General features: G+C 47.1%; 15 protein-coding genes. 7 read left to right on the forward strand and 8 right to left on the reverse strand.

Going from position 1 to position 16906, the window contains the following annotated elements:
• Positions 1 to 13: 13 nt before the first annotated feature.
• Complete coding sequence (locus L6468_RS13950) at positions 14 to 613, reverse strand: DUF4294 domain-containing protein (protein ID WP_237793663.1); 600 nt, start codon at positions 611 to 613, stop codon at positions 14 to 16.
• Positions 614 to 683: 70 nt separating this feature from the next.
• Between L6468_RS13950 and L6468_RS13955 the strand changes: the two genes are divergently transcribed.
• Complete coding sequence (locus L6468_RS13955; RefSeq protein WP_237793664.1) at positions 684 to 2684, forward strand: helix-hairpin-helix domain-containing protein; 2001 nt, start codon at positions 684 to 686, stop codon at positions 2682 to 2684.
• 107 nt (positions 2685 to 2791) lie between these two features.
• On the opposite strand, the gene L6468_RS13960 is transcribed toward L6468_RS13955, so the two are convergent.
• The 7 genes from L6468_RS13960 to L6468_RS13990 form a co-directional block, all read right to left on the reverse strand.
• Positions 2792 to 3136 carry a HigA family addiction module antitoxin gene (locus L6468_RS13960; RefSeq protein WP_237793665.1) on the reverse strand — a complete coding sequence of 115 codons (345 nt, stop codon included), beginning with the start codon at positions 3134 to 3136 and terminating at the stop codon, positions 2792 to 2794.
• A gap of 12 nt (positions 3137 to 3148) precedes the next feature.
• Positions 3149 to 3472, reverse strand: a complete 324-nt coding sequence (locus tag L6468_RS13965) for a type II toxin-antitoxin system RelE/ParE family toxin (RefSeq protein ID WP_237793666.1) — start codon at positions 3470 to 3472, stop codon at positions 3149 to 3151.
• 258 nt (positions 3473 to 3730) lie between these two features.
• Positions 3731 to 4228 carry a hypothetical protein gene (locus L6468_RS13970; protein ID WP_237793667.1) on the reverse strand — a complete coding sequence of 166 codons (498 nt, stop codon included), beginning with the start codon at positions 4226 to 4228 and terminating at the stop codon, positions 3731 to 3733.
• A gap of 234 nt (positions 4229 to 4462) precedes the next feature.
• Positions 4463 to 5158, reverse strand: coding sequence for a hypothetical protein (locus tag L6468_RS13975; protein ID WP_237793668.1), 696 nt, complete (start codon positions 5156 to 5158; stop codon positions 4463 to 4465).
• 87 nt (positions 5159 to 5245) lie between these two features.
• Positions 5246 to 5785, reverse strand: coding sequence for a hypothetical protein (locus L6468_RS13980; RefSeq protein WP_237793669.1), 540 nt, complete (start codon positions 5783 to 5785; stop codon positions 5246 to 5248).
• Positions 5786 to 5955: 170 nt separating this feature from the next.
• Positions 5956 to 6627, reverse strand: a complete 672-nt coding sequence (locus L6468_RS13985; protein WP_237793670.1) for a hypothetical protein — start codon at positions 6625 to 6627, stop codon at positions 5956 to 5958.
• Between the two features lie 87 nt (positions 6628 to 6714).
• A complete protein-coding gene (locus L6468_RS13990) occupies positions 6715 to 7404 on the reverse strand; it encodes a hypothetical protein (protein ID WP_237793671.1) in 690 nt (229 codons plus the stop codon).
• A gap of 1249 nt (positions 7405 to 8653) precedes the next feature.
• Here L6468_RS13990 and L6468_RS13995 point away from each other — a divergent pair.
• The 6 genes from L6468_RS13995 to L6468_RS14020 all read left to right on the forward strand — a co-directional run bounded on the left by L6468_RS13995 (position 8654) and on the right by L6468_RS14020 (position 16905).
• Positions 8654 to 9064: an energy transducer TonB gene (locus L6468_RS13995; protein WP_237793672.1), complete on the forward strand. Its 411-nt coding sequence runs from the start codon at positions 8654 to 8656 to the stop codon at positions 9062 to 9064.
• Between the two features lie 4 nt (positions 9065 to 9068).
• On the forward strand, positions 9069 to 10631 hold the full coding sequence (locus L6468_RS14000; RefSeq protein ID WP_237793673.1) for a tetratricopeptide repeat protein: 1563 nt from the start codon (positions 9069 to 9071) through the stop codon (positions 10629 to 10631).
• A 142-nt stretch (positions 10632 to 10773) separates the two neighbouring features.
• The gene (locus L6468_RS14005; RefSeq protein WP_091813385.1) at positions 10774 to 11964 is read left to right on the forward strand and encodes a phosphoribosylaminoimidazolecarboxamide formyltransferase; all 1191 of its coding nucleotides are present in this window, start codon (positions 10774 to 10776) and stop codon (positions 11962 to 11964) included.
• Positions 11965 to 11976: 12 nt separating this feature from the next.
• A complete protein-coding gene (locus L6468_RS14010) occupies positions 11977 to 12174 on the forward strand; it encodes a hypothetical protein (RefSeq protein ID WP_091853261.1) in 198 nt (65 codons plus the stop codon).
• Positions 12175 to 12284: 110 nt separating this feature from the next.
• Positions 12285 to 14894: a glycoside hydrolase family 3 C-terminal domain-containing protein gene (locus tag L6468_RS14015; RefSeq protein ID WP_237793674.1), complete on the forward strand. Its 2610-nt coding sequence runs from the start codon at positions 12285 to 12287 to the stop codon at positions 14892 to 14894.
• Between the two features lie 22 nt (positions 14895 to 14916).
• Positions 14917 to 16905 (forward strand): alpha/beta hydrolase-fold protein, encoded by a 1989-nt coding sequence (locus L6468_RS14020; RefSeq protein WP_237793675.1) that lies wholly within the window; start codon positions 14917 to 14919, stop codon positions 16903 to 16905.
• Position 16906: the final 1 nt, after the last annotated feature.

Here is a 16906-nt window from a genome sequence, read left to right on the forward strand (position 1 = left end):
ACTCCTCAAGATCTTATAGTTGACCGGCCTCAACCATCAGTACCACGCGCTCTGTCAGGCGGTCGGTACCCTCTGCGTCATACCCTTTTTTCAATGAGGCACCAAACATCCAGGCAAATGCCTGCCACATGCCTGAGCGCACAGGACCGATAAAAGCCTGCATCGCCTCATAAGCCGTAGAGTGGCACTCACGGTCCACAAGCTTAATCAGCAACTTACCCTGTGAGAACGTCAGTTTCTTCATCTGGGGCTTATACTGCTTCACCACCGACTGTTCCACGCGTTTCAGGTGTGCCTTGCGCTCCTCTGGTGGCAATGTCTCTGTAAACTCAGCCGTCTCAATAATAATCTGACGCGCCTGTTTGGCTAAGGGCAGCACCTTCTTTACATTCTTCACCAGTCGTAGATATGCCTGTTGCTGACGCTTGCTCTTAAACGTCAGTTCGGGATACACATAGACATTCGACATTTCCATATATTGTATGGAATCGCCATCCACCAGCGTCTTGCCCACCTTCACCGAAGGCACAAACGTCGGCTCACCTATCTCATCCTGTGCCGAGGCCGTCAGCCCCACCAAGATGCCCGTCAACAGTATCGTGATGCGTTTCATGCCTGCAAAATTACTATATATAAATGAATAACAAGTCAAAAATTAAGAATTATTATGTACCTTTGCACCTATGAAACAATGTTGCCTCGTTATTTTGATGATTTGGAGTATCACAGTCTCTGCCCAACAAGAGCGAACATGGGAGGACGTATGGCAGGAGACGATGACACCAGAAGATATGGAAGACATGGATGAGGCATGGGAGGATTACCACGGATATCTGCAGCAACTGGCCGACCATCCCATAGACCTGAACCATACAAGTCGCGAGGACCTGGAGCAACTGCCGTTTCTATCTTTCCAACAGGTGATGGACATCATTGAGTATCTGGACAGGTACGGACCGATGCGCTCGCTGAACGAGTTGAAGATGATTGGTTCGCTCGACTATCAGCAGATTGCCCTGTTGCCTTTTTTCACCTATGTGGGCGAAGTATCCAGGGAGCAACCCCACTTTCCCTCCTTTCATAACATCATGAAATACGGCAAACACACGGTGATGGCCACAGGCCATGTTCCCTTCTACGAACGAAAGGGCGACCGAAACGGCTATCTGGGATACCGCTATCGTCACTCTTTGCGCTATGAGTTTCACTATAGTTCCTACGTCAAGGCTGGCATCATTGGCGCACAGGATGCCGGTGAGCCCTTCCTTGCCAACCAGAACAGCATGGGCTATGACACCTATTCCTATTACCTTCAACTGAAGAAACTGGGTATCCTAGAGAATGCTGTCGTAGGAAAATACAAGATGGGAGCAGGTATGGGACTGATACTCAGCACGAGTTTTAAGTTGGGTAAGCTGACCACGCTACAGAACATGGGCCGACAGCCCAACACACTCAGGGCACATGGTTCACGTTCGGAAGCCGACTATTTCCAAGGGGCTGCAGCCGTCGTCAGACTTTGCAAGCCACTGACACTCACCACCTTTGTCTCCTCTCGTCCTATCGACGCCACACTAAATGACGACGGCTCAGCAAAAACGCTGATTACCAGTGGCTATCACCGTTCGAAGGATGAGATGAAAAAGAAATACAACACCCATCTGTCGGCCTACGGCGGCAGCATCAGTTATCGACTAAACGGACTGCATTTCGGGGCGAATGCCGTCTATTCAACTATTGACCGCACCCTGCGTCCCAAAACCTCGGAAACCTATCGCCGCTATTATCCCCAGGGCGACAACTTCCTGAATGCCAGTGTGGACTACGGTTACCTGCACTATCGCTTTTCCATCAACGGCGAGACAGCCATCAACAAGGACGGCGCCCTCGCCACCGTCAACGCCCTGACCTTCCGGTCATCAGGCGACCTGAGCCTCATAGCCATCCAGCGTTTCTACAGCTATCGGTACAATGGTCTGTATGCCCACGGTTTTGGCAACACCACACGCACACAAAACGAGAGTGGCCTGTACCTGGGAATCACGTGTGCCCCTCTCACCCATCTGGTCCTGCAGGGATATATAGACTACGCCTATTCCCCCTGGCCCCGCTATCAGGTATCACAGGACTCACATACGTGGGATATGCTGTTGCAAGGCACATGGCAGTGGCTGGACTGGACCGTTCAGGCACGTCATCGCACCCGTCTGCAACAGAAAGACGGCAGCGACAAAAACAGTCTGATACCCTGCAACGAGCACCGCACCCGACTCAGCATCACCTATTCCTCAGAAGCCGGTTGGACGTCTAAGACACAGGCCGACTATGTCTATTCGGTATATAAAGAGATGTCGCAAGGTTGGATGATCAGTCAGCAGACAGGCTATCAGCAGGCCAACTGGCAAGCCAGTCTGTCGCTAGGCTATTTCGATACCGACAGTTACGCGGCGCGTATCTATCTCTACGAACGACAGTTGCAGCACGAGTTCACCTTCCCGTCCTTCTATGGCAACGGTCTGCGACTGGCTCTCTATGCACACGTCAGCCTCAACGACCATCTTCGATTAGCCACCCGACTGGGCTACACCAACTATTTCGACCGTTCATCCATCGGCACCAGCCTGCAGAAAATCGCACAATCACACACCACCGACCTGGACATCCAACTGCGTTGGAAGTTCTGATTATCGCTTATAGTATATCACAAAACAGGTGGCGACTATCCCAAAACAGGATAATCGCCACCTTTTTTTCAAATAACCCTCACATGCCGACTCAAATAAACTCGTGCTCAGAAAACTGCAGCGACACGACGAATATGCTTTAGCTTCTCCATAAACGACTCGTTGCGCTCGGCCATCAGCATGTCATATTCGTTCTGCATAGCCAAAAGTGGAGCTGCGTCAACGTCCAATGCAGCCTCCATCATCATTGCCAATTCGTGGTTGAGTGCACGCTTGCCATTCAGTACCTCATTCAATGCAGAATAAGAGATACCCATCTTCTTAGCCAGTCCACGCTGAGAAATTCCACGAAACTCCAATTCGTCCTTCAACACCTCACCAGGGTGCGTAGGCTTGTAAGGCTTCAAATTGTTGGCTATCATCATTGGGTCTTTACCTTTTACTGTAATCATGTTTCTACCCTCCTATTTCTTTTTATAGTGATTCGACAACTCTGTTATATTACAAATGGTAGCAATCTGCTTGCCATCCTCCATTTCTTCTATGAACTCTATCCGATATTGGTCGTTCACCTTTACAGATGATATACCTTTCTTGTCACCAACCAGCTTCTCGTAGTGAAGAGAACCGTATTTCGTTAGTCCGAGTACATTCTCCTGCTGTTTCATTAAGTTGACCACCTTTATATACTTGTCGACAATCTGAGGCTGAAACCGATGCTTTTTATCATTGGCTTTGCCCTGCGTATAGAGTTCCTCTAGATATGTTTCTTCGAATGTTACTATCATTTGCGTGCAAAGATATATAAAATTCTCGATGTTCGCAAATTTAAGAACACTTTTTTTATATTTGATTGATGGAGATTAGGGGGACAGCCCGTCCCGTTGATCTCAGCATACACCCCACCCAATCTCAGAAAAGGCCTTTATATAAAAGGAGAACGGAGGGGTTAGTGTTGTGCTAACAGTAACCCCAACACTACACCTAACACTAACCCCAACGCAACCCCAGCACTATACTCATTCCTAGCCCCTTCTGAGGGCATCTTAAGCTTCAGGTACTTCATAATCTCCCATCATACGTCGCAATATTTCGGCATATTCTGTCTGGTTTTCGTCCTCCCAGATTTCTTCCTCACGGCGTTTAACCAGTTCAAACTCGTAATCGTTGCGTATCTTGCCTCGTTTGATAATCTTTTGGATGATTTCTGTCTCCTTGTCCTTCTCATCTGCTATGTTATGCCCAAACTTCTCTTTCAGTAATTGGTTTAGGTCATCCATTTGCTTCGGGGACAACATTTCTTCTCCGACCAAGATATTCATTTCCTTATATAAAGCCTTCATCTTTCTAAGGTTATGAGTCTTGTCGATATTGCCTATAACTTCCATTACGCCATATTTGCCATATACCAAATTTGAAAACTCGGAGTTCATGGATAATAAAAAATCGCAAATGGTTACACACCATTGTCTTAGAACTGAATAATCAGAATCCTTTTTAAGATCAGGGGGATAGGTCTTTGATTTCTTCAAATTTATTTCCATACATTTATTGTTTTGTCAACTTATATATAACAGAGTATGTCAGTCCGCTAACGCGTGACATTTGTCGAGGACCAATGCGGATTTCTTGCATAATATAACGGAGAGAAGAGGCGTTTATTATAAAAAATCAAAGATCTGTCCCGTTGATCTGCAGCTCTGTCTGCAGAGCCTTCTTCAGAAATCGTTTTGCCTTCGCGAATTCTTTATTTTTTATTAGTGTAACAAGTTCTTTCATCACTTCTTTTTAAAGAGTTGTCTCAATATTTCACTAAGTCCTTTGCTTTTCTTTTCAGGAACAAGTTGCTCTGTGATATATTCAGAAAAATAGTCTTTATACTCTAGCACGACTGGAGACATACGCTTAAAGCAAAACGTTTCGTAGTCTGAGAATCTGTTATCATAGTCACACCATTTGCCCCACATCCCGCTATCTCCAAGGACATAATAATTATGGTTTGGCATATTGAAAAGCACATCAGTTATATAGCCACCCTTTGATATTTCTTCCCATGATTTACCGACTGGAATTTTTATTTTAAATGCTACCTCTGGATCTTTTTCGCAACTCTCCTCTTCTACAATAAAAATGTTTTTATCTCCATATTCCATGCAGACTTTCATAATGAGTTCATAACTCTCTTTCCAGAACAATGGTGAAGAATTGTATGAGAAATATTCAAATCCATCTTCAAACATCTCATCCAATGTCATAGATTCAATACTAAAAGTCCTTTCAGAAGGAAAACAGAATACAGTCTGCATCACAGGAGCACAATGGTCCTTGTACTCAGAATCACTCATTGCATAATGGCGCAAAAAGTCCAAAGCCTGAAGCCTTAAAACATTCTCATCAACAATTTGGGAATCAATGCCCCAAAATTCGTGATAGAAAGATTCACTATAATAATCCAAACATTTCTCGATATTCATTTGCTTATTTAGAGTGCCATGGGGACAGGTTATTGATCCGCTCGATGAATCAAAACTTTGATCCTCCAAGATGATACTACTATTCAGTTATGGTAAAGGTTTCCATATTTTCATCCCCTTCATTGATTCGGTTGGTGGATATGGAATCATCATATTCAATGATTTCATATCAGAAGTTGTTAAATCATATCGAGCCAATATGATATTATGACTTGCAACATGATTATACCCGTATTTTCTAACAGAATCCACTGATATAAAAAACCATGAAGTCATTTTGGGGTAATCGGCAAAAAACTTCTCTAACGCTTCATTTTTCCAATCAGCACAATATATTAACGATAGTTCCACATTTGCTGTATCATGTGGCGCGACAGGCACCAAATACCCAGAAATACTATCATTCGTATGTGGAAGATTTATGTTTCCAACATATGTATCTTTAGGAAGACAGGTATCGGGGTATACGGTTGGTGACCATTGGTGACCTCTTGCCAAATAAATGAAGATGCTGTCCTTACTTGTATTTACTGCATCTAAGCTAACCCATTCTTGATTTAAAGGCAAGACACATGACATCAATAATTCAATTGTTACAAGTACAAAGATGATTGTTTTTTTATTCATATAGTTTAATATTATGTAATTTACGTCAATAATGAATTACATTAATGCCATGGGGACTGGTACTGAAGTCACGTTTTTTATTCGACATGGTGATTAATCCTTAACATATCCTATATAACAGAGATAAAGGGTCTTTATTATAAAAAATCAAAGACTGTCCCGCTGATCTCTTAAAGATCTATACATTCTCTCATTCTATCTGAAAATTTTTTATAGTTTATATAATTCTTATTATTCGTCAAATTTGAATCATCATCAAAAACGCCTATTGCCTTTAAGAATTCTGCATCTTTATTGTTCTTCGATAGGCTTGCATAGAAATCTAAAGTCTTATCCATATAAAGCTTGCATTTTGGGAAGTCGCCTAAAAGATAGTAGGCTATTGCTACAGCCCGGTGATCATACTGGCAATTACGGAAAGCCCCCATTTCAGCACCATAAACAAAATCTGTAATACAGGAAAATTTATCTGCAAAAGGAAGTACATAACCCTTTATTGCATTTTCAATTTCATTAACCACATTGAGATAATAGTCTTCCGTATCAGATTCAGTAAACCTCCATTCTACAAGTCCACTCTTTGGTGGCATTAGATATTCCATTAGACCGCCAAGAGGAAAAACATCAATCTCCAACTTCTTTCCAAAAGTTTCTATTTGGGGATAACGGATAAAATATGAACCACTATAATAACGAACATGCTTCTCCCCCTTTGTTGCATATCCAAACATCATTTCAAGAATTATATCTTTGCTGCTCTTAATAAAAGAGCGTGATGTTTTTTTAAATCCTAGACATTTCATCATTTCTTTAAAACGTGGTTCTGTTTCAAGATTTATCATTTTCTTTTTTTTTGCAAAAGTATAAAATTTTTCTATTCCAATAAAGAGAAGTGAACCCCAGAAAGCTTTTTGTCCAACTTCAAATGGTCACTTCACGCTTGTCCCGCTGATTTCTCTGTCTTTTAATTTCTGAGAAAAGAGTAAGAGCCCTTTAAGATTCCTATTTTCTTGAGGATAATAAATCTCTTCTCTATACTCTTTTGTTTCTACAACTTCAACTCCTTTACCATAGATGTCCATGTTTTTTTGCTCTTCTATACATTGGTCAAGATAGTGCAATGCATCATCCTTCCGACCCAAAAGCACATAAGCTATTGCAACAGCCTTGTTATCAAAAAAGTTAGGAGAGATATTCCCTGATTCCACACCTTTTACAAAAGCCTCAATAGTAGAATATTTCTCCATATATGGAATAACATATTGACCCATGATCTCTTTTATATCATTTATCATATGAAGATAATACTCGTCTGAATCAGAATCAGCTAATCTCCATTCTCGAAAGCGGTTCTCTGGAGTCAAATAACCAATCTGACCATGTGGTCCACATACATATTCTCCGATACTATCGGCCAACGCTTCTATCTTTGGATAAACGATGGAATACATGCAGTCATAGTACCTAACAAATTTTTGTCCATATGTTCCATAGCCAAAACTTAACTTCATAATAGATTCCCTATCATGTCTGACGAAGCCATATTTTGTTTTTTTGAAACCAAATAGTTTCATAATCTCTTTGAAACGTGGTTCCGATTCTAAATTTATTCTTGCCATAGACAGTTTTTATTTTTCTTGCAAGATGCCATGGGGACTGGTCCCTGTCATCACTCCATTATACTCTTTCTGCGCATGCACCATGATGCTGCAGAAAAATGGAAGCAATAAGACTATAAATCCTCTGAAAGATTTCATAGCGTAATTTTTTAATGTTTTTAGTTCTGGTTATTATACTTTTTGCAAAAATAAAGAGAATAGTTTATATGTCAAAGCGTTTTAACAATCTTAACATAGCAACTCGATGAGTTAGTGGTAGCAACTCGATGAGTTAGTGGTCGTAACTCGTTGATCTCAGCATACACCCCACCCAATCTCAGAAAAGGCCTTTATATAAAAGGAGAACGGAGGGGTTAGTGTTGTGCTAACAGTAACCCCAACACTACACCTAACAGTAACCCCAACACTACACCCTCGTCATTCAGGCCATCTTGAGGAGCAACTCGTCGTTTCTCTATTAGCAACACGTTGTTTCTCTACTCCTTAACCATAGTTTTTTTACGCGCTAGTTAGGAAATTTTTACTGGCTAGTTTGAGAATAAAAAATACGTCGTCAGCGGAATCAGATTACGTGCCGAGCGGACTCCGAGTCCGTCCCCTACGTACGATTATCCAGTACTTATGCCTATTTAGCACAAGATATCAAGTCCAATCAGAAACCATCGGTTAAGGCATCCTAAGTTAGGGACTAAGGAGTCGCAAACCTATGACTTGGCAACAGGAAACCATTGAGTTACGACCACTAACTTATTGAGTTACGAGGTCAAAGTGCCTGAAATACAAGTTCAAAGTTACTGAGTGAGAGGGCAGTGAGAGGTGAGGGAGAGGTTGAAAGCACCTCTCACTGCCCTCAAAGCCTTTACTACGGGGCTTTTCCAACGTATGGAGTGAGAGGTGGGGCTAAATCGTTTATTCTTGTCGAAAAAAGACGAAACACTTTCTTTTTCATCTTGCGTAGTACTATGACTCAGGAAACCGGACATACAGATACAGATGATACAGAGGTTTTCTGAAAACGCTTTGCGTACACCTGCACATATACGTACGTACGCGAGAAAGTCTATAAAATGTACTGTATCATCTGTATCTGTATTTCTCAGAAGATGAAAAATGTCCAGACACCATGGAAATACACAAAAAATGCCGTCTGTGTAATATGATGTAATCGAAAATTTGCGGTTTTACGGAAAAACTTCTACTTTTGCAGCGTCATGACAAAAGAACATTAAAAACTTAAAATGTAAAGATTATGAAGAAAATCGCTTTTTTGTTGCTTGTAGCCCTGCTGAGCACAACAACGATAACGGCACAGAAGACCGTAATATCAATGAACCAGTCGAAAGAAAAGGTATTCGACGTTGTAGAGAATATGCCCGAGTTCCCTGGAGGCCAGGACAGTTTGATGAGTTTTCTTATGCACACCATAAAGTATCCTAAAGAGGCAATGGAAAAAGGTATACAGGGGCGCGTAGTTGCAAAGTTCATTGTCGAGAAAGACGGACAGGTAAGCACTCCGAAGGTTGTACGCTCTGTGTATCCCGCACTCGACGAAGAGGCTCTGCGTGTGATTCGCTGTATGCCGAAATGGAAGCCTGGCAAGCAGAATGGAAGAGAAGTACGCGTATTTTTCACCCTTCCCGTCACTTTCCGAATGAAATAAACTCATGCAGAAGACCTTTTCCATCATAATAATGATATCTCTCTTCTTGGCAGGCTGTTCACATGAGCAGCCTTGCCAAGACTCTCTCTTGCAGGCAGAGCGAATCATAGACCAGTATCCAGACTCAGCCATGCTGCTTCTGGCGCCTCTCAACACAGACTCGCTCGCCACCACGCAGGACAGTGCCCTTTACGGACTTCTCTTCACGGAAGCCATCCACCGTAAGGGCCTCACCTTCAACAACGACACGCTCATTGCCCAAAGTGAGAAATATTACAGAAACGTCGGCAACAACGATTGCAGATTAGCCAGAAGCCTGCTCCATCACGCTATCGTACTCTACAGTCAGCAATCCTATGCCGAGGCGTTCGCACTCATCAAGGAGGCAGAAGAGATGGCTGCACAGCTTGGCGACCCCGCTTTCTGCTACGAACTGTATGCCGTACTGGGCGATATGTACGACAATGCCTACGACAAGACAGCCACTCTGCACTACTATCAGCGTTCGCTGGATGCTGCCAGACAGGCACACAACGACCAGTGGGCAGCCCGAATGCTCAACAACATGGCTACCACTTTCGACCAGCTGGAAGAACGCGACAGTTTCATGTACTACATGCAACAAGTGGAACCACTACTTCCTAAGCTCGACGGTGTGATTCGGGCTGTTGCGCTTTGCAACATGGGAAGCTACCAATTAAAGGAGGGCGACACAATAGCAGCCAAACAGAGCCTGCTACAGGCACTTAAACTGACATATCTAGACAAAGCCAACTATCTGCTGGCCAATATTGCCAAAGGTGAGGGTGACTTTAACAGAGCCACCAACCTGTGGTATCAGACCCTGCAGGCAGAGGAATTAGACCTGCAAATCAAAGCCCACGAACAGCTCATCAGGCATTTTAGCCAACAACAGGACTTTCGCAGGAGCAGCGAACTGTCGCAGCGTCTGAACGATCTCTATCGCAGAAGTAGCGAACTGAGCGACCGTACTGGTATTCACGGTATGCAACAGCAGTACGAGCGTGCACAGGCTGAGCAACGCCAGTATCGGCTCGTCATCATTTCATTAGGCATAGCCTCACTACTATTGTTACTGTTGCTATCGCTCAGCTATTACCACCGATGGCGCATCCGGCATTACAATCAACTGGTAAGCGATATATCCATACAACTCACGGACATGGAACAGTTGCGGCAGAAACTGAATCAGCAACAGCAGACCGACCAGCAACAGCAACTGCTTGCAGCTGACATCATAGCCCGGCTGCGTACCTTGGCACAACGTGGCCAACCAGCATCTGAAGCTGACTGGACGGCTCTCGTGGAGGCCTACCGACAGCATTGTCCGCAGTTCCTCACGATGCTTTCATCCATCAACAGCCTGCAGTCACGCGAACTCAACGTCTGTCTGCTCATCCGCCTGCGCTTCCAGCCTTCTGAGGTCGCCGTGCTCACAGCCTCATCGCCCCAGTCGGTCACCAACCTGCGTGTGCGTCTGTTGCAGAAGGTATTTCATCTACAGGGTGGTGCACGCGATTTCGACGAGCACCTGCGTGAATGTTAACGTCCTACTGATTCTATGGTGTGCGCCTTAACAAGGATTAGTGAGACGCAAGAATAAAAACAAAAAAAAGAAACGAGTTTCTTTGTTATGCGCTCAACTTTTCGTACCTTTGCAGTCGGAAATAATAATTCTTCTCAAAAACATGAAAGAACTAGCCCTGAAGTACGGATGTAATCCGAATCAGAAACCTTCCCGCATTTTTATGAACGATGGCAGCAATCTGCCTATCGAAGTAGTTAACGGCCGCCCTGGCTACATCAACCTCTTGGACGCATTGAACTCCTGGCAGTTGGTGAAAGAGCTGAAACAGGCCACCGGTCTGCCCTCTGCAGCCTCTTTCAAGCACGTATCACCTGCTGGTGCTGCTGTAGGTCTGCCCCTGAGCGACACGCTGAAGCACATCTATTTCGTAGATGACATCCCAGGCCTGGACGAGAGTCCCATTGCCTGCGCCTATGCCCGTGCCCGCGGCGCCGACCGTATGTCTTCTTATGGCGACTTTATCGCCCTGAGCGACACCTGCGACAAGACCACCGCCCTGATTATCAAGCGCGAGGTAAGTGATGGTGTCATTGCCCCCGACTACACTCCCGAGGCTCTGGAGATTCTGAAGGACAAGCGTAAGGGCACCTACAACGTGATTAAGATTGACCCCGCCTACAAGCCCGCTCCCGTGGAGACGAAGCAGGTATTCGGCGTTACCTTCGAACAGGGCCGCAACGAGATCCAGTTGGACGACCCCGCATTGTTCGAGAATATCCCCACACAGAACAAGACTTTCTCTGCTGAGGCTCGTCGCGACCTGATGATTGCCCTCATCACCCTGAAATATACACAGTCAAACTCTGTGTGCTACGTGAAGGACGGACAGGCTATCGGTATCGGTGCCGGTCAGCAGAGCCGTATCCACTGTACCCGTCTGGCTGGTCAGAAGGCCGACATCTGGTGGTTGCGCCAGCACCCCAAAGTGCTCGCCCTGCCTTTCAAGGAGGGTATCCGTCGTGCCGACCGCGACAACACCATTGATGTGTATATCTCTGAAGACGAGCACGACGACGTGTTGCGCGACGGTGCTTGGCAGCAGTTCTTCTCTGAGAAGCCCGAGGTGCTGACCCTGGCCGAGAAGAAAGAGTGGATTGCCAAGAACACCGAGGTAAGTCTGGGCAGTGATGCCTTCTTCCCCTTCGGCGACAATATTGAGCGTGCCCACAAGAGTGGCGTGCAGTATATCGCTCAGGCTGGTGGTAGCGTACGCGATGACCATGTGATCATGACTTGCGACAAATACGGTATTGCCATGGCCTTCACAGGTGTACGTTTGTTCCATCATTAATCCTTTTATACTATGGTTGGCGAAGACGATTTTCAAAGCATTCTTGAGAATGGCATTTCTTTCGGAAGAGGTGGCGAACGCAAAGACCCCAACGAAGGAAAGGTGAAGACCAAAGCCAAGAAGAAAAAGTACATTACGGGAGCTCACGGCAGCGGTTCTGCCAGGCAAAAAGCCAAGTATCGCGAGCAACGAGCCAACCGTAAACACTGATTTTGCCGCTTATGCGACATATTGAATAACTTATGAAACATCCGACGCAGTCAATGCGCCGGATGTTTTGTATTTTTGCACGGTAGAACCATAAAACTATAAGCATTAACATGAAGACTAAAGTAATGATGGCCGCTTTATGCGCCTTTGCAATTCAAAACGTCAGTGCACAAACGCAATATCCCTGGCAGGATACAAAGTTGCCAAGGACCCAACGCGTAGAGAACCTACTGGGCATGCTGACGCCCGAGGAAAAGGTAGGACTCATGATGAACAAGAGTATCTCCATTGAGCGACTGGGTATACCGTCGTACAACTGGTGGAGTGAGGCCTGCCACGGTGTGCGTCAGGGTGACTATACTGTTTACCCCCAACCCATCGGTATGGCAGCTGCCTTTAATGCCAAACTGGTGTATGATGTCTTCTCGCAGGTAAGCGACGAGGCTCGTGCCAACTGGAACCGCTCTGACCACAGCGTGAAGCATGTGGGCATGGGCGAGACCTACTATCCTGGTAATCCCGAACTGACTTTCTGGTGTCCCAACGTGAACATCTTCCGTGACCCCCGTTGGGGACGCGGACAGGAGACCTGTGGTGAAGATCCCTACATGAATGCCGTGCTGGGCGTGCAGACCGTACTAGGTATGCAGGGAAACAACGACAAGTACATCAAGACGCATGCCTGTGCCAAGCACTATGCCGTGCACAGCGGACCAGAGCCTCTGCGCCACTCAATGAACGTAGAGCCCACCAACCGTGACCTCTGGGAGACCTATCTGCCAGCCTTCAAGGCCCTGGTGAAGAAAGGCAACGTGAGGGAGGTGATGTGTGCCTACCAGCGTTTCGAGGGCAAGCCCTGCTGTTCCAGCGACCGCCTGCTCATCGATATCCTGCGCAACAAATGGGGCTACGACGGACTGGTGGTGACCGACTGTGACGCTATCAACAACTTCTTTAACCGCGGTCAGCACGAGACCCACAAGGACCCTCTGTCGGCTACGGTGGATGCTGTGCTCAACGGCACCGACCTGGAGTGCGGCAAAGTGATGATGAACCTCACCGACGGTCTGAAGAAGGGCCTCATCAAGGAGAGCGACCTCGACAACCACCTGCGTAAGACGCTGATGGGACGCTTCGAACTGGGTATGTTCGACCCTGCCGAAATGCTGCCTTGGGCTAATCTCCCAGCCTCAACCATCAGTTGCGAGAAACACGACCAACTGGCTACACAAGCTGCGCGCGAGTCAATGGTGCTGCTGCACAACAGTGGCATACTGCCCCTTTCCAAGAGCATCAAGACGCTGGCCGTGCTCGGTCCTAATGCCGACGACGTAGAACTGCTGAACGGTAACTATGGCGGCACGCCTACCAAGAACCACCAGCACTCTTTGCTCGAAGGCATCAGGAACGCCCTGCCCAACACAAAAATCATCTACAACAAGGCTTGTGAACTGAATGATGAATATACCACCGTACACCATCTGCAGGAATTCAACGATGGAAAGGGTGTGAAGGTAGAGTTCTGGAACGACAGAAACACCAACTTCGAGAACCCCGTCAAGAGTGGATATTATAAGGAGCTGAACTTCTCTACTTTTGGTGCCTGGGGCTTTGCTGAGGGTATCACCAACGACAACCTAGCCGTACGTATCAGTGGTACCTATAAGGCTACCTTTACTGGCGAGATGAAATACACCCTCTCTACCGACAACGGCTATGTGCTGAAGGTGAATGGTCAGGTAGTTGAGGAGAACAAAGGCGGTGGCCGTCGTGGCTTCGGAGGCTTCGGACGTCGCGGTGGTGCCGACTATAAGTCGTTCAATGTGGAGAAGGGCAAGACCTACGACGTGGTGATTGAGTATCGTCGCGGCACAGGCAACTTCGCCATGTTGCGTGGCGACATCTGCGAGCGCAAACTGGCTGATTTCACCGACCTGGCTAAGGAGGTGAGCGTGGCCGACGCCATCATCATCATCGGCGGTATCTCTGCACGTATGGAGGGAGAAGGTGGCGACAAGCAGGATATCGAACTGCCCAAGGTGCAGCAGATGCTGGTACGCGCTATGCATAAGACCGGCAAGCCCGTCATCTTTGTCAACTGCTCTGGTTCTGCTATCGCATTCGGTAGCGTAGAGGGAGAATATGATGCATTGCTGCAGGCTTGGTATCCTGGTCAGGGCGGCGCAAAGGCACTGGCTGAGGTACTGCTGGGCGACTACAACCCTGGCGGAAAACTGCCCGTGACGTTCTATCGCTCAACAGCCGACCTGCCCGACTTTATGGACTATTCCATGAAGAACCGCACCTATCGCTACTTCACCGGTGTCCCCCAGTATGCCTTCGGTTATGGTCTGAGCTATACCACCTTTGCTACTGGCAAGGGTAAACTGAGTGCTAAGAACATGAAGAAAGACGGCAAGGTGACCATCACCGTGCCTGTGACCAACACGGGTAAGCGCGAAGGAACAGAGACCGTACAGGTTTATGTGAAGCGTCTGGACGACCCAGGTGCACCTATCAAGGCACTGAAGGGCTTCGAGAAACTGACACTGAAGCCCGGAGAGACCAAGAAAGCTACTATCGCCCTGGATGGCGAGGCCTTTGAATACTACGACGAGATGATTGACGAACTGGCCGTAAAGCCTGGTCGCTACCAGATTCTCTATGGCACGTCTTCACTCGACAAGGACCTGCAGGCATTTGACTTTACCGTGAAATAAAAATCCTACAAACTAAAACAATATGAAAAAGACAATGCTTATGTTTACGCTCCTGACCTGTGCAGCTACGGTCATGGCGCAACCCCGTACGAATAACGACGGGACGGTGACTTTCCAATACAAGAACGACTCAGCAAAGAATGTGCTGGTCGATGTGCAGTTTGCCGGTCGCAAAGAGATGACGCGCGGTGCCGACGGCACATGGACTGTCACCCTTGGTCCTGCAGCCCCCGATATGTATCCTTATTGCTTTATCGTGGACGGTATCAGCGTGATGGACCCCATGAATCCTCAGTATTTCCCCAACGAAGGTTTCAAGAACAGTCTGCTGGAGATTCCCTCACAGGAAAGTCCGCTGGCTCATGACATCCGCGACGTGGCTCACGGTCGTGTGGAGTATGTGCACTACTACTCCAAGAGTCTGGGTGCCACCAACAATGCGATTGTCTATCTGCCCCCTCGCTATATGGAGGACCAGCAGAAGAAATATCCCGTCTTTTACCTGATTAGTGGTACTACCGATACTGAGGAAGTTTACTATAAGGTGGGACGCGTGAACTATATCATGGATAACCTGCTGGCAGAGAATAAATCTAAGGAGATGATTGTGGTGATGCCCTATGGTAATCCCTCAAAGCTGAAACTCCCCGATGCTCCTGATGCAGCAACGAAGGGACGTCCCGAGGCTTCTGCTCCTCAGACACGCTTCGGCGGCGACGTGTTCAGCAAGGACCTCATCAACGACCTGATGCCTTATATTGAGAAGAACTACCGTACCAAGAACGACCGCGACAGTCGCGCCATCGGCGGTTTCTCGCGTGGCGGTAACCAGGCGCTGTTTAACGGACTGACTAATCTTGACAAGTTCTCTTATCTGTGCTCTTACAGTTCATTCACATCAACAGACATTCCCAATGTCTATGATAAAGCCAACGATACCAACAAGAAACTGCATCTGTTCTGGTTGGGCGTGGGTACGGATGACTTCCTCTATGGCAATGCCCGCGACTACATGCAGTTCCTGGACGACAAGGGTATCCAGAGCGTGAAGGAGTTTACAACGGATAAGTTCGGCCACACCTGGATGAACGCCAAGTATTTCCTGGCCAAGACCCTGCCTTTGCTGTTCAACAAGAAAGCTTCCGAGGCTGCGATGAAAGCCGGACAGCCTGCTCCTGCCAAGACAGGCAAGGAACAGCAGTTCACTGCTAATGTGATGGCACGCCTGTTCCCCCGCCCCATCATCTCTCCAGAATATACCCCTGAGGGTATCACATTCCGTTTCAAGGCTCCTGAGGCCAAGAAGGTGGTACTGGACTGCGAGATGTTGCCCGACTATCTGGACATGAAGCGCGACTCTGACGGTGTATGGAGCATCACCCTCAATGATTATCTCTTTGATACGTTCAAATACTGCTTCGTGGTTGACGGCACACCCGTTTGCGACCCCAGCAACATGTACTTATCACCTGACAAGGGCTTTAAATACAGTATTGCCGACAATCCTCACTCACCGTTCAACTTCGCTTCGCAGGGAGAGATTGAGCACGGAAAGGTGTCTTACGACTTAGACCATATGGAGGCGTGGTACACCTCGGTGATGCCTCGTACCATGACTATTCCAACGTTTATCCAATTGGTTCCCGGCGAAGGTGACACGATGGAGAGTTGGTTTAAGATTGGTGGTGCCGATGCCATTGCCGACCGTCTGGTGGCCGACGGCAAGACGAAACCGCTGATCCTGACTACAAGTTCGCTGGACTTCATGCAGGGCGCTCAGCAGATGGGTGGGTTCAAGATGCGCACACTGCGTGCCGACGACTATCCCACATGGACACAGCGTCGCCGTGCACTCGTCAGGATGCTCCTTGAGGTAGGACGCGAACAGACGCCACAATTCCCTGGTTTCGGTGGTGGCCGACCTGGTGGCTTCGGTGGCGGTGGCTTCGGAGGCGGCAGACCTGGTGGCTTCGGAGGCGGCTTTGGTGGCGGCTTTGGCGGTCCCCAATAAA

The sequence above is a fragment of the Prevotella communis genome, assembly GCF_022024115.1.
In the GTDB taxonomy this organism is placed as follows: domain Bacteria; phylum Bacteroidota; class Bacteroidia; order Bacteroidales; family Bacteroidaceae; genus Prevotella; species Prevotella communis.

What these genes read in the sequence shown, in the direction of transcription:
- L6468_RS13950 (WP_237793663.1), bottom strand. Translation starts at nt 613, where the DNA reads ATGAAACGCATCACGATACTGTTGACGGGCATCTTGGTGGGGCTGACG.
- L6468_RS13955 (WP_237793664.1), top strand. Translation starts at nt 684, where the DNA reads ATGAAACAATGTTGCCTCGTTATTTTGATGATTTGGAGTATCACAGTC.
- L6468_RS13960 (WP_237793665.1), bottom strand. Translation starts at nt 3,136, where the DNA reads ATGATTACAGTAAAAGGTAAAGACCCAATGATGATAGCCAACAATTTG.
- L6468_RS13965 (WP_237793666.1), bottom strand. Translation starts at nt 3,472, where the DNA reads ATGATAGTAACATTCGAAGAAACATATCTAGAGGAACTCTATACGCAG.
- L6468_RS13970 (WP_237793667.1), bottom strand. Translation starts at nt 4,228, where the DNA reads ATGGAAATAAATTTGAAGAAATCAAAGACCTATCCCCCTGATCTTAAA.
- L6468_RS13975 (WP_237793668.1), bottom strand. Translation starts at nt 5,158, where the DNA reads ATGAATATCGAGAAATGTTTGGATTATTATAGTGAATCTTTCTATCAC.
- L6468_RS13980 (WP_237793669.1), bottom strand. Translation starts at nt 5,785, where the DNA reads ATGAATAAAAAAACAATCATCTTTGTACTTGTAACAATTGAATTATTG.
- L6468_RS13985 (WP_237793670.1), bottom strand. Translation starts at nt 6,627, where the DNA reads ATGATAAATCTTGAAACAGAACCACGTTTTAAAGAAATGATGAAATGT.
- L6468_RS13990 (WP_237793671.1), bottom strand. Translation starts at nt 7,404, where the DNA reads ATGGCAAGAATAAATTTAGAATCGGAACCACGTTTCAAAGAGATTATG.
- L6468_RS13995 (WP_237793672.1), top strand. Translation starts at nt 8,654, where the DNA reads ATGAAGAAAATCGCTTTTTTGTTGCTTGTAGCCCTGCTGAGCACAACA.
- L6468_RS14000 (WP_237793673.1), top strand. Translation starts at nt 9,069, where the DNA reads ATGCAGAAGACCTTTTCCATCATAATAATGATATCTCTCTTCTTGGCA.
- L6468_RS14005 (WP_091813385.1), top strand. Translation starts at nt 10,774, where the DNA reads ATGAAAGAACTAGCCCTGAAGTACGGATGTAATCCGAATCAGAAACCT.
- L6468_RS14010 (WP_091853261.1), top strand. Translation starts at nt 11,977, where the DNA reads ATGGTTGGCGAAGACGATTTTCAAAGCATTCTTGAGAATGGCATTTCT.
- L6468_RS14015 (WP_237793674.1), top strand. Translation starts at nt 12,285, where the DNA reads ATGAAGACTAAAGTAATGATGGCCGCTTTATGCGCCTTTGCAATTCAA.
- L6468_RS14020 (WP_237793675.1), top strand. Translation starts at nt 14,917, where the DNA reads ATGAAAAAGACAATGCTTATGTTTACGCTCCTGACCTGTGCAGCTACG.